Source organism: Flavobacterium nitrogenifigens (assembly GCF_003254565.1).
GTDB lineage: Bacteria > Bacteroidota > Bacteroidia > Flavobacteriales > Flavobacteriaceae > Flavobacterium > Flavobacterium nitrogenifigens.
On sequence record NZ_QJRI01000176.1, the window covers coordinates 26,596 to 39,691 of the forward strand.

At 32.2% G+C, this 13,096-nt stretch carries 13 protein-coding genes; 8 read left to right on the forward strand and 5 right to left on the reverse strand.

Going from position 1 to position 13,096, the window contains the following annotated elements; genetic code table 11:
- Positions 1 to 25: 25 nt before the first annotated feature.
- Both DM397_RS13425 and DM397_RS13430 read right to left on the reverse strand, forming a co-directional pair.
- On the reverse strand, positions 26 to 1,273 hold the full coding sequence (locus DM397_RS13425) for a mechanosensitive ion channel family protein (RefSeq protein WP_111378029.1): 1,248 nt from the start codon (positions 1,271 to 1,273) through the stop codon (positions 26 to 28).
- Complete coding sequence (locus DM397_RS13430; protein ID WP_111378030.1) at positions 1,266 to 1,559, reverse strand: DUF3817 domain-containing protein; 294 nt, start codon at positions 1,557 to 1,559, stop codon at positions 1,266 to 1,268. The genes DM397_RS13425 and DM397_RS13430 overlap by 8 nt, the downstream gene beginning before the upstream one ends.
- Before the next feature lie 141 nt (positions 1,560 to 1,700).
- On the opposite strand from DM397_RS13430, the gene DM397_RS13435 reads away from it, so the two are divergent.
- From DM397_RS13435 to DM397_RS13450, 4 genes are all read left to right on the forward strand, one after another.
- Entirely contained in the window at positions 1,701 to 2,234 is a 534-nt protein-coding gene (locus DM397_RS13435) for a DUF6155 family protein (RefSeq protein WP_111378031.1), read from the forward strand.
- A gap of 109 nt (positions 2,235 to 2,343) precedes the next feature.
- Complete coding sequence (locus tag DM397_RS13440; RefSeq protein ID WP_111378032.1) at positions 2,344 to 3,879, forward strand: DEAD/DEAH box helicase; 1,536 nt, start codon at positions 2,344 to 2,346, stop codon at positions 3,877 to 3,879.
- A gap of 205 nt (positions 3,880 to 4,084) precedes the next feature.
- Positions 4,085 to 5,419, forward strand: coding sequence for a DEAD/DEAH box helicase (locus tag DM397_RS13445; RefSeq protein WP_111378033.1), 1,335 nt, complete (start codon positions 4,085 to 4,087; stop codon positions 5,417 to 5,419).
- 81 nt (positions 5,420 to 5,500) lie between these two features.
- Entirely contained in the window at positions 5,501 to 6,766 is a 1,266-nt protein-coding gene (locus tag DM397_RS13450) for an NAD(P)/FAD-dependent oxidoreductase (RefSeq protein WP_111378034.1), read from the forward strand.
- A 146-nt stretch (positions 6,767 to 6,912) separates the two neighbouring features.
- Here the strand turns inward: DM397_RS13450 and DM397_RS13455 are convergent, their stop codons facing one another.
- Together DM397_RS13455 and DM397_RS13460 are read right to left on the reverse strand one after the other, a co-directional pair.
- Positions 6,913 to 7,212 carry a DUF4242 domain-containing protein gene (locus DM397_RS13455; RefSeq protein WP_238989964.1) on the reverse strand — a complete coding sequence of 100 codons (300 nt, stop codon included), beginning with the start codon at positions 7,210 to 7,212 and terminating at the stop codon, positions 6,913 to 6,915.
- Between the two features lie 132 nt (positions 7,213 to 7,344).
- The gene (locus tag DM397_RS13460) at positions 7,345 to 8,574 is read right to left on the reverse strand and encodes a multidrug effflux MFS transporter (RefSeq protein WP_111378035.1); all 1,230 of its coding nucleotides are present in this window, start codon (positions 8,572 to 8,574) and stop codon (positions 7,345 to 7,347) included.
- A gap of 145 nt (positions 8,575 to 8,719) precedes the next feature.
- Between DM397_RS13460 and DM397_RS13465 the strand changes: the two genes are divergently transcribed.
- From DM397_RS13465 to DM397_RS13475, 3 genes are all read left to right on the forward strand, one after another.
- Positions 8,720 to 9,136, forward strand: a complete 417-nt coding sequence (locus DM397_RS13465; RefSeq protein WP_111378036.1) for a hypothetical protein — start codon at positions 8,720 to 8,722, stop codon at positions 9,134 to 9,136.
- Between the two features lie 86 nt (positions 9,137 to 9,222).
- Positions 9,223 to 9,606, forward strand: a complete 384-nt coding sequence (locus DM397_RS13470) for a hypothetical protein (RefSeq protein ID WP_111378037.1) — start codon at positions 9,223 to 9,225, stop codon at positions 9,604 to 9,606.
- A gap of 54 nt (positions 9,607 to 9,660) precedes the next feature.
- Positions 9,661 to 9,975 (forward strand): hypothetical protein, encoded by a 315-nt coding sequence (locus DM397_RS13475; RefSeq protein ID WP_111378038.1) that lies wholly within the window; start codon positions 9,661 to 9,663, stop codon positions 9,973 to 9,975.
- Between the two features lie 136 nt (positions 9,976 to 10,111).
- Here DM397_RS13475 and DM397_RS23810 read toward each other — a convergent pair whose 3' ends face one another.
- Positions 10,112 to 10,246 carry a type II toxin-antitoxin system RelE/ParE family toxin gene (locus DM397_RS23810; protein ID WP_142479067.1) on the reverse strand — a complete coding sequence of 45 codons (135 nt, stop codon included), beginning with the start codon at positions 10,244 to 10,246 and terminating at the stop codon, positions 10,112 to 10,114.
- A 930-nt stretch (positions 10,247 to 11,176) separates the two neighbouring features.
- On the opposite strand from DM397_RS23810, the gene DM397_RS13480 reads away from it, so the two are divergent.
- A complete protein-coding gene (locus DM397_RS13480) occupies positions 11,177 to 13,093 on the forward strand; it encodes a DUF294 nucleotidyltransferase-like domain-containing protein (RefSeq protein WP_111378039.1) in 1,917 nt (638 codons plus the stop codon).
- Positions 13,094 to 13,096: the final 3 nt, after the last annotated feature.

Sequence of the window (13,096 nt, forward strand, 5' to 3'; positions counted from 1 at the left end):
TGAAACCTGAAACTTGAAACAAAACCTAACTTAACGTAGAAGGCAATTCAAAAATTTCAAGATCAAAATATCTTACAGATGCCATTACGTGGTCAAAAATATCGGCCATGATATATTCGTAATTGGCCCAACGTTTATCGCTAGAAAAAACATAAATTTCCAACGGAACTCCGTGTGCGGTTGATTGCAGCTGTCGGCACATGATATGCATATTTTTATTCAATCCCGGATGGTCATGTAAATATTGCATAATGTATTTTCTAAACAATCCTAAATTGGTCATATTTCGGCCATTTAGCGAAAGCGTTTTATCAATTCCTCTAAGATCATTGTATCGATCAATTTCCGCTTGACGACTGTCTATATAAGAAGTAATCAATTGAACTTTTCGCAATTGATGCAAATCTTCATCCTTTAAAAAACGAATTGTACTGCTCTTTATTAAAACATGTCTTTTGATGCGTCTTCCATCAGATTTTTGCATTCCGCGCCAGTTCTGAAACGAATCTGAACTTAAAGCGTACGTTGGAATTGTAGTAATGGTGTTGTCAAAATTTCGAACTTTTACCGTTGTCAAATTGATTTCGATAACATCTCCATCTGCTCCAAATTTGTCCATTGTAATCCAGTCGCCAATACGAACCATATCGTTTATCGCCACCTGAACACTCGAAACAAATCCAAGGATTGTGTCTCTGAAAATTAAGATGATAATTGCCGAAAGTGTTCCAAGAATGGTTAAAAGTTCGCCTTTTTTTATTCCGAATAAAGTCGAAATAATCATGGCGACTCCAAAAATCCAAAGCACAATCATAATAACCTGAACAAAACTATCAATTGGTTTGTCGCTATATTCTGGTTTTTGTTTTAAATAATCGCGTAACGAATTAAAAACAGTTCGAACAATCCATAATCCAAGCAATACAATATAGATACCTACAATTTTTCCGAAAATCGATTCCCAATATTCGTATTTGTCTAGAATAACGGGAACCGCTTTATAAATAAAGAAAAACGGAATTAAATAAGCGGTATATCTTGTTGTTTTGTTCTGGATTAGATAATCGTCAAACTTTGTTTTGGTGCGCTGTGCAAAAACAGCAGTTAAAGTGACCAAAAGAAATTTGGCTGCGTAATAAATCACGTAAGCCAGTGCTATTAAAATAGCAATATTAAAGATCAGGCTGGTATAAGACGCTACATTGCGACTCATTCCCCATTCTCTAAAAATAGGATATAAAAAGTTAAATATTTTCTCCAAAAACTTATGCATTTGCTTTAGTTTCTAAATATTTTTTCTCGATGTAAAAAGTTCCAAACGGAATAAGAGAAGCAACTAGAATGATTGCAAAAGTTTTTAAATCCCAATTCATTGATTTTTTCAATAAAAAGGCTAAAAGAATGTATCCGATAAATAAAACACCGTGTGTCATTCCTAACGGACGTAATAATGTATGGTAAAGTTCAGGATTTGTATTTTGAACGATGAACATATTAGCAAATAACACTAAATAAGAGATTCCCTCTAAAATGGCAGTAACTTTGAAAATCTTGAGCATGTATATATTTTTTAAGTTTTATGCCAGCAAAATTAAGGATTCTGGATTGATTTTAGGATTTAAAAATTCAAAATTAACAAGGCTTAGATAGGCTGAAAATTGGGATTTGGAATTTAAAATTTTGAAAATTATCTTTACTCTATGAGTAAAAGAGATTTAAAAAAATATTTAGGCGAATTAACAAAAGAGCAATTAGAGGAACAATTGGTAGAATTGTACGAGAAATTTGCTCCTGTAAAAGTATATTATGACTTTGTTTTTAACCCAAAAGAAGATAAATTGATTCAGGAGGCCAAGGTCAAAATCTCTCACGAATATTTCCCAATTAAAAAACCGGGAGCAAAATGGCGTCCGAAAGCCAAAATGAGAAGATCGGTTGCTCAAAAATTGATTAAACATTTTATGATGTTAGGCGTAGATTCCTATATTGTAGCCGATATTATGCTTTACAATATCGAAATAGCGCAAAAGTTTTCTTCGCAAAATTTAATCAAGCAGGAATTGTTTTACAAAAGCTTCTTGAATTCTTTTGAGCAAGCGGTAAATTATATTGTTTCAAACGGAATTTTTAATGATTTTAAATTGCGAATTAACGCGATTCAGAACGAAACATCGGAGCAAAAATGGAGAAATAAGTACAATTTTGAGGCAATTTTGGAGAAAATCGACTACTAAAACCCTTTCTCATAAAAAATCTTTATTCAAAAAAAACATTTATTTTAAGTTAAAAGAAGATGAATAACTGTTTTTTCGATGTATTTTTGCAAAAATCCAAAAATAAACAATGTCTCAAACTTTAGAAATACAAAGAGAAGATAAAAAAGAACTGTATGCATACCAAAAAGGCGATATTGACGCTATTTTTGACCGTTTAGATAATGCTCCTCCGAAACACCACTTACTGTATCAGCTTCCAACTGGAGGAGGAAAAACAGTAATATTTTCTGAAATCGTACGCCGCTATTTGTCTCATAATGATAAAAAAGTGGTTGTTTTAACGCACCGTATTGAACTTTGTAAACAAACTTCAAAAATGTTAACAGGTTTTGGCGTTACAAACAAAATAATCAATAGTAAAGTAAAAGAATTGCCAGACCAGAATGATTTTTCATGTTTCGTTGCAATGGTTGAAACTTTAAAAAACCGTATTAATGATGAAAAACTTCATCTGGACAATATTGGTTTGGTTATTATTGATGAGGCACACTACAACTCATTTAGAAAATTATTAAACTCATTCAAAAATGCTTTTATCCTTGGAGTAACAGCAACACCTTTGAGTTCAAATATAAAATTACCAATGCACCAAAGCTACCACGAACTTATTGTGGGTGATACAATTGGTTCATTAATCGAAAAAGGTTTCTTAGCAAAAGCAACAACTTATAGCTACGATGTTGGTTTGACTTCGTTAAAAGTGGGTATCAATGGAGATTATACTGTTAAATCTTCAGACGATTTATATACGAATACTTTGATGCAGGAAAAACTGCTTCATGCGTATACAGAACGTTCTTTAGGAAAGAAAACTTTGATTTTCAATAACGGTATTCATACTTCATTATATGTATATGAAACGTTTAGAGAAGCAGGTTACGATATTCGCCACTTAGACAACACCAGTAGTTCTGAAGAGCGTAAAGACATTTTGCAATGGTTTAAGAAGACTCCGGATGCCATTTTGACTTCGGTCGGAATTTTAACAACTGGTTTTGACGAGCCAACTGTAGAAACGATTATCTTAAACAGAGCAACAAAATCGTTGACTTTATATTTCCAAATGATTGGTCGTGGTTCTCGTAAATTGCCTGGAAAAGATGAATTTACAGTTATCGATTTAGGTAACAATGCTGCTCGTTTTGGTTTATGGAGTGATCCTGTAAACTGGCAGCATATTTTTAAATCGCCAGAGTTTTACTTAGAAAACTTGCGTGATGACCACGAAATCGAGATGTTCTTTAAATACAGCATGCCGCCAGAATTGCGAGCAAAATTCAGTAAAACGGCCGATGTTAGTTTTGATGTTGATGAAGAACATAAATTAATCATCAAACAAAATCTTCGCTCTAAAGTTGTTTTAGATAAATCTCTAGATCAGCATGCAGGAATGTGTGTAGATAATACAGAAACGCTTCAGGAGGCAAAAATGTTGGCTAAAGAATTAGAAGATGATATCGAAGATCGTATCAAACGTTATTCTAAATGTTTGAGCCAATGCAGTAAAAACTATCGCGAATGGCTGGTTGACGATTACAAACAAAGATTAACTTTATTAATTGGTAAAAAATATCGTGAGAAAATCATGAACGAACCGGATTGATAATTTAAAGTTTTATTTGTTTCAGGTTTCATGTTTCAAGTTGTTGGAATCTAAAACAGTAACATAATTTATAAAAGGAGAAATAGCATTTCATAGTAAATGTAATTTCTCCTTTCAACTTATTAAGTTTTTTGGTGTAACTTGAAACCTGAAACTTAACCCGAGGCAGAATGCCGAACGGGCGAAGCAAACAAAATTAAAGAATATGTCTAAACCATTCTCAACATTAGGAATTTCAGCTCCAATTTTAAAAGCTTTAAGCGAATTAAACATTGTTGAACCAACAGAAATTCAGCAAAAAACAATTCCGTTATTTTTGAGCGAAACCCATGATATTGTTGGTTTAGCCAAAACAGGAACTGGAAAAACAGCCGCTTTTGGATTGCCTTTATTACAATTGGTAAATGCAGAATCGACAACCGTTCAAGCTGTAATTTTGGTTCCAACGAGAGAATTAGGGCAACAGATTTTTAGAAACTTAGAAAGTTTTTCAAAATATATTCCGAGTATCTCAATTGCGTCAGTTTGTGGAGGAACTCCAATAAAACCTCAAATCGAAAGATTAAAAGAAGGTGCCCAGATTGTAGTAGCAACTCCTGGACGTTTAATCGATTTGATTCAGCGAAAAGCAATTGACATCAAGAAAGCTGAATATTTAGTTTTAGATGAAGCTGACGAAATGGTAGCTATTCTTAAAGAAAGTTTAGACGAAATTGTTGCTGAACTACCTAAAAAGCATCGCACGTTATTGTTCTCAGCAACACTTCCAGGAACAATTAAACAATTGATTCAGAATTATTTGAATAAAAATGTAGTTCAGATAAGCGCTAGCATGGAAACTGTTGGTAATGAAGGAATTGATCACGAATACATCGTAGTTGATCCAATTGAAAAACTGGAAGTTTTAATGCATTTCTTAAATTCTAGAGACGGCGAAAGAGGTATTATTTTCTGTAAAACCAAAGCTGCTGTAAATAAATTAGCCAAAAATCTGGCAATTAACAAATTCTCATCGGGAGCGCTTCACGGAAGTTTGACACAAGGTATTCGTGACCGAATTATGGAGCAGTTTCGTGAAGGTCATATTAATATCTTGGTTGCAACCGATTTGGCAGCGAGAGGAATTGATGTAAAAGAAATCTCGTATGTCATTAATTATCATTTGCCTGACACTTACGAAAATTACGTTCATAGAAGCGGAAGAACGGCAAGGGCAGGAGCAAAAGGGCTTTCATTAACTGTTTTACAGCAGGAAGAAGTTTTTGAAATTGCTGATTTTGAAAGAGAATTAGGAATTAAGTTCTCTGAATTTAAAAAGCCTTCAGCAGCAAGTGTAGAAGAAAATAATATGCTTTTGTGGGCCAGACAAATCTTCAAAACAAAACCAAATCACGAACTTTCTGCAGATTTAAAAACGAAAGTAAAAACAGTTTTTCACCATTTAACGAAAGACGAACTAATCGAGAAATTAATGGCAAGTTATGTCTTACAGAACAAAATCGATATAGTTGAAAAAACAGTTAAAAAATTCAAAAAGTAATAAATATGACAATTGTCATTGTCTATTAAAGTTGTATATTTATAAGGAATTATTTTATAATCCTACTTAATTACAACATATATGAAAATAGTCATTATTGGAGGTGGGTTTGCAGGAATTAATCTTGCAAAAGAACTTGTAAATCAGCCTCAAATACAAGTAACACTTGTCGACAAGAATAATTATAACTTTTTTCCACCACTTATATATCAGGTTGCAACAGCATTTTTAGAGCCTTCGAGCATTAGTTATCCCTTTAGAAAATTTTTTGCCGGCAAAAAGAATCTTAGTTTCCGTTTAGGCGAATTATTATCTGTTTCTCCAGCAGAAAAGAAAATTACTTTAAGCAATGGAGAGTTAGAATACGATTACCTTGTTTTTGCCACTGGTGCAGAAACAAGTTATTTTGGCATGGAAAACGTGATGAAAAACGCCATTCCGATGAAAACCTTAAATGATGCCATCGTAATGCGTAACACATTGCTTAAAAATCTTGAAAAAGCTGCTATTTGCAAAGATATTCGCAAACGTCGTAAATTATTAACGATTGTTGTCGCTGGAGGTGGACCAACTGGAGTTGAAGTTTCGGGAATGTTTGCCGAAATGAGGAAAAATATTTTATTAAAAGAATATCCAGAATTGGAAACATCTGCGAGTAATGTTTACTTAGTCGATGGAGGAGATGCTCTATTGGCACCAATGAGCAAAGAATCGCAAAAAGATACTCTCGAAGCGCTTACAAAACTTGGTGTTGTTGTAAAACTGCATACTCGTGTTGTTGATTATGTCGATGATACAGTACATTTTGAAAACGGAGAAACTATCAAAACCAAAAACTTAATTTGGGCTGCAGGAGTTTCTGCCAAGATTTTCGAAGGAATGCCAAAGGAAAGTTATGGACGTGGCCGTAGAATGGCAACCGATGAATTCAACAAAGTAAATGGTGTAGACCATATTTTTGCCATTGGTGATACCGCAATTGCTGCAGGCGATAAAAATTTCCCAGACGGACACCCGCAAGTGGCGCAAGTAGCTATTCAGCAAGGTTTAAATCTGGCTAAGAATTTTAAAGCCATGGTTGCCAATAAACCTCTTAACCCTTTTGCTTACAAAGATAAAGGATCAATGGCAATTATCGGAAAAGCAAAAGCTGTTGTAGATTTGCCAAGTCCAAAATGGCATTTTAAAGGTTTCTTTGCTTGGATCATCTGGCTGTTTATCCACCTGATCTCTTTGATCACATACAGAAACAGATTAAATACTTTCTGGAACTGGATGGTAGCATATTTCGCAAAAGATCAATCGCTTAGAATGATTATTCGTCCAGATAAAAAGACACAGAATTAAAATTATAGAAATTCCAATATTGAAATTCCAAATTCCAAAGCTGGAAAGCTTTAAATATTAAAAAAGGCAAAAAACACTTGTTTTTTGCCTTTTTTATTTTTCAACAAATTGGAATTTGGAATTTTAAAAATTTGAAAATTAACCATTTATTCCGCTGTAGTTGGGTCGATTATCCCTGTGACCTGATTTACTGAGTTGGCAGGAAAACCTCCTAATTTAGCATGTTCATAAACCATTTCTTCATTTGGTGCTATATAAATACAATACAATTTATCGTTTGTAATATAGCTGTTTACCCATTGAATTTGAGTTCCTAGTTGATTAAGTACACCGCAGGAAGCCTGTGAAATACTTTTTAATTGATCAGATGTAAGTTTACCAGCATTTGGGATTTCTCTTTCAATAACATATTTAGGCATAATCTTTAAAAATTTATTCCTACTCATGTGGCTTTTCGGTTTCGCCCCGTTTTTAAAATGGTTTCTGGATTCCATTCCATTTTATGCCCTATAAAATTACAGAAATAAAACCGCAAAATCAATTATTACGTTTTGATTTTTAATTACTTACAATCTATATCAATGAACAGAAGCAATGCTATCATCTGTAGATAATTCTACTTTTTGTTTGATAAAACGTTTTCCGATATTTAAAATTATAAATGCTGTAATAGTTGTAATCGTCATAATAACTACCATTGGAATCACAGAATTTTTTACAAAAACACCAACCGCAAACGAAGCCAAAGCCCCAATTCCAAGCTGAATTGCCCCCATTAATGCCGAAGCGCTTCCGGTATTTTTAGCAAAAGGAGCGAGCGTTAATCCAGCAGTATTTGGATTAGAAATTCCTAAGCAAGCCAAAAACAAGAATAGCATTCCGATAGTTTGATACAATCCCAAAAGATCATTTAAAGCCAAAATCAAGAATATAATACTGATTATAGATTGAGAAATCAAAGCTCCAAAAATCATCTGTTCGCTCGAAAATCTCTTCAACAGCATAGAATTCAACTGGCTGGATCCAATAAAACTAACTGACATAAGGGCAAAAATCCATCCGTAAGTTTTAGCATCAACCTTATAAATATCCATAAAAACCAGAGGAGAAGCTGCTACATAAGAAAATAATCCTGAAAAAGCGACAGCGCCTGTAAACGCATACGTGTAAAACTGAGGCTCTTTTAAAACTAAAAGAAAATTAGATAAAATCGGTTTTGGTTTCAACGAAATAGAAGTGTCTGGTTTATATGTGTTTGGAAGTCCAAATTGTGAAGCTGCCAAGATTACGATTCCCATACACATTAGTATAAAAAAGACAGCGTGCCAGCCTAAATCTTCGGTAACATAACCGCCAATAGTAGGTGCCAGCATTGGAGAAAGTCCAACAACGAGCATTAAAAGTGAAAATACTTTTGGAATATCTTTTACAGGAAATAAATCACGAACCATTGCCACAGAAGCTACAGTTGCGGCACAGCTTCCGATAGCCTGAACAAAACGAAGCATTATAAAAGAATCAATATCAGCAACATAAATACAACCTAAAGAAGCGAGAATATAGATCAAAAGCCCAATAAATAAAGGTTCTTTACGTCCGAAACGGTCTAATAAAGGTCCATAAAGCAATTGTCCGGCAGAAATTCCGATAAAATAACTGGATAAACTCATAGAAACTTTCGCTACAGAAGTATTTAGATCCTTTGCAATTCCCGAGAAACCAGGCAAATACATATCGATTGAAAAAGGACCAAGAGCAGTTAAAGAACCTAATATAAGAATTAGCTGAATATATTTTTTTGTTGTCATTATCTTAAAAAATGGCTTATAATTTTTTGCAAAGGTAAAGATTTCATACCTTGTAGTATAACTTGAGAAAGTTTATAACAATAAATTAAAGTAATTGCCAACATTATTTAGTGTTACTATTTATTAATCTTTAAATTAAGAAAGTATGAAAAAGTATCTTTTTTTATTAGCCATTTTATGCACATCAATTTCATTTGCTCAAACTATTACATCCAAACAAGAAGAAGCCAGTGTTGAGCAATATGAGCTCTTGAAAAAAGTAAACCAGTATTATCCAGACATTACATTGAGCAAATCGGTTACCAATTTTTACGCTGATGGAAAAATTATTGATTCACAGCAAGATTTTGATTTAAGAGGCACAAAATTTTCAAGTTACAAATTAGGCATCGAGCCAGGCAACAAGAAAGTGAAATTTGATTATACATCTAATGAAGCTGGTCATGTATATGGTGACGTTACCATTTTTAACGGGAATGCTTTACGAACTACGTTTAACGAAAAAAACAATCAAATTGATGTATCATTAAATGGAAAATCGGTTTATTTAAAAAAATTATAGATTTTGAAGAGTTTAGAAAAAGCATCGCAAATTTGTGATGCTTTTTTGATTTATATTTGGTTCAGATTTTAATAATACAAACTACAATGAAAAAATTTCTTTTCCTGGCATTTTTAATTTCCATGCAAGCATTCTCACAGCAAAACAAATTCTCAGGAACTTGGGGAAGCCAAAAATGCAAAGACTGTAAGAAAGAATATATTTTTACAATTACGATAGCTCAGTCAAATTATAAGATTTTTGGAACCGCAGAAGTTACAAGCGAACACAAAGATTTAAACTCAGGAATATTGGAAGTTACCGGACATGTGTATCCGCATGGCGATAAAGCACAAATAAAACTAAAAGATAAAAATGGAATTACAGCCAGCGCAGTTTTATTTGTAAAAGATGATGTAATTCAGTTTACAAAAAATGGCGGAGGCGATGTTGTACCAAAAGAGATGATTTTGAATAAATTATATGAATAAATTACATTTTTTTTATATTTTTGATAAAATAAATGTAATAAAAAAACTTCATATATGTTACAAGAAATTATCGCATACAGAAAAGTTGCTACTCAACTAGACGAATTAATAGACAAATCTCCTTATAAAAAAAAATATATAATTGAGCAATTAGGTTTGTCAAGTCCTACGTATTACAGAAAACTTCAGTCACAAACGTTTACAATTAGCGAAATGCTTGCGATAGCAAAAATTCTTGATCCTGTAGAATATAATAAATGGGAATTATTGGAAGAAATTGAACAGGCCAGAGTAGAAATTAAAAACGGGAAAACCATCCCACATACCGAAATGGTTAAAAGGATTAAAGCGAAAAAGAAAGATCTCTAGAATAAATCTTTAATCATTTTTTGTCTGTTATCGTGAAAAAGTAAAAGATATATTTTATTGTTTATAACAGTATAAAATAAGGTTATTTGCTTTACAACTAAAATAGTTCTAAAATTAAAATCACTATTATAGTGACCTAAAAAGGGATTTTTTGATATATGGTGAATTGTTCATCAAATTTTTCAGCAACTAACATAGACCAGTTTTCAACTAAATATTCATAGTTTTTAGTATAAGTTTTTTCAGCTTTTTCCGTCCAAATTACTTCCATAAAACTTTTTTAATGTAAATATAAATCAATTCTAAAAATTGTAGGTTTTTATTTATGTATTTTAGAAATATTATTTTAGATCAAATTGAAAAAAGAACTTAGTTTCGAATAAATGGCAATCTAAATTTAACCAATCATTTTTTTATTCATTTTATATTTCTTTAGGAGGTATGCTTATAATAAATTGCAATGAGAGAAATAAACAACAAATATGAAAGAGAATTTAAACGGTTTGATTTTGGAGAGCCTTATGCTCATGCGTCATTATACTAATTTGACTTATAATTTATATTATGTAAAATAGAATATTTTAAAAACTGCCCTATAAATACGCTGTACAACTTTCAGTTTAAAATGTTTTCATTTAGCGGAAATTTATCATCCTTTTTTCGACAGGTAATATTCTGCTTGAGAGTTTTACTTTTTTTCTAAAACTGAAATCTCTGAGAATGCGTTATATGATTTTATTTTCTAAAAATTCTCGAATATTGAAAATTTGATACGCCGCATTATACAGTTTGTTATTCTAAGTTTAATCGCCTATAAATGCACTGTATGGTTTTTGTTTTTAAAAATTGTCAAATATTGAAAATTTAGACTGTTACATCTATACAGTTTGTTTTTCAATATTTGAGAATTTTTCTTAAATTCAAATAGCCATAAATCGGCTGATTATTTGTTTAAAAATTTCTTAAATATCATAAAACTATCAGCCTTCCTTTACATAGTCTTATTTTATATGAATAAAATAGCTTATATTTAAAATTGGAAATAGTGAAAATTTCAAAACATAAAAACTTTTTTAAGTCTTATAGCCATTATCTTTTAACATTTCTTTAAAATAATTAGTTTCTGCTAAAGAACCTTTCATTGTAAGACTTTATTTTACTATTTTTACATTCGATACTTTAAAAATAAATTATCACATATATGAATACAGTTGCTGAGCATATTGCAGATTTTTTAAAAGAATACAAACCATTTGATAATTTAACCTTTAAGGAATTATCAGATATTGCCACGAATATTCGTGTCATCAATTTAGAAAAGCATGCGGTATTATTTCAAAATAACGATCCGCTTCATGAAAGTTTTTATGTCGTAGCTTCTGGTGTCATTAATCTTACGACTATTGCAGACGCTGAAGAAACCATCATTAATAAATGTCATGAAGGAGATATCTTTGGTTTACGTCCGTTTTTTGCAAAGAATAACTACATGATGACGGCTAAAGCACGTGAAGAAAGTATTATTTATGCTATTCCTATCGCTGTTTTCAGACCTTTTGTTGCTAATAATTCTGATGTTTTAAACTTTCTATTGGAGAGTTTTGCTGTAAATTCACGTCATACAAAAGACAGCGTGAGCTCTAATGGCAAGCTAGTTTCTGACAGTGACTACATTGATCAGCAGACAGAAATGCAATATATTCAGTCACTTAATTATAATAATTCGCCTCTAACTACTCAGGCTAACTCTATAATTAAAGATGTTGCAATTTTAATGACAGATTCTATGGTAGATAATATCATAATCTGCGGCGATAAAAATCATCCAATTGGTATTGTTACCAATGCCGATTTATCGTCAAAAATTGCGACAGGACGTTACCCTATTACTGAAACCATAGACAAAATTATGTCTTCTCCAGTTGTTACAGTTTTAGAAAACGTGTCTTTGGCAGAAGCACAATTACTAATGCTCAAACATAATGTAACTCACCTATGCGTTACAAAAGATGGCACTAGCAAATCTGTTGTAAAAGGAATTATTTCTGAACACGATCTTATTGTTGCTCAAGCTAGTAACCCTGGCGTATTAATTAAAGAGATTAAGCGTTCGCAGCTTCCAAAAGATTTAAAACAAATACGCGATCGTTTATCTGATTTGATTCAGAATTCGATTCAAAAAAATATTCCGATCTCGCATGTCAGCAATATTGCAAGTGAGATTAATCTGGCAATTATAAAAAGAGCAGTAGAACTAGCAATTTTAGATTTAGGCTCCCCTCCTGCACGTTTTGCTTGGTTAAGCATTGGAAGTCAAGGGCGTAAGGAGCAATTATTACTTACAGATCAGGATAGTATTTTAATTTTTGAAGATGTTACTCCTGAAAAATACAGAGAAGTAAAAGATTATTTCTTAAGATTGGCAAAACGCGCTACTTCTATATTAGAGAAAGTCGGCTATGATTATTGTCCAAACGGGCACATGGCCAGCAATATGCTTTGGTGTAAATCACTGAGCGACTGGACAAAACAATACAATAGCTGGATGAATACTCCAGGTGAAAATAGTAATGATTTGAGCAGTATTTTCTTTGATTATGAAATTGTTTTTGGAGAACCAAAAATTGAAGAAGCTATAGAAAGCGTGATTTTCAAAAATGCTGTTAACAATACTTTATTCTTCGACTTTTTAGGAAATGATGCTTTAAAAAGAAATTCTCCTTTAAGCTTCTTCAAGAAATTTATAACTGAAGAAGACGGTCCAAATAAAGAAAAATTCGATATCAAAACTAGAGCTTTAATGCCTTTGATTGACGGAGCACGTTTATTAATACTAAATGCCAACATAAAAGGAATTCAAAATACATATCTTAGATTCAAACAATTAGCCATTACAGATTCTAAAAATGCCGAAATTTATTTAAGCTGTGCAGAAGCTTTCCTGACACTTTCTAAATTTAGAACTGTTGAAGGATTAAAAAATGACGACTCTGGCCAATATATTAATTTAAGAGAAATGTCAAAATCTGACAAAGAGAAATTAAAAAATGCATTGTCCCCAATGAAAGACCTGGAGGAACTGATTAAGAGTAAATTTCAATTGACACAATTCTCATAAAAT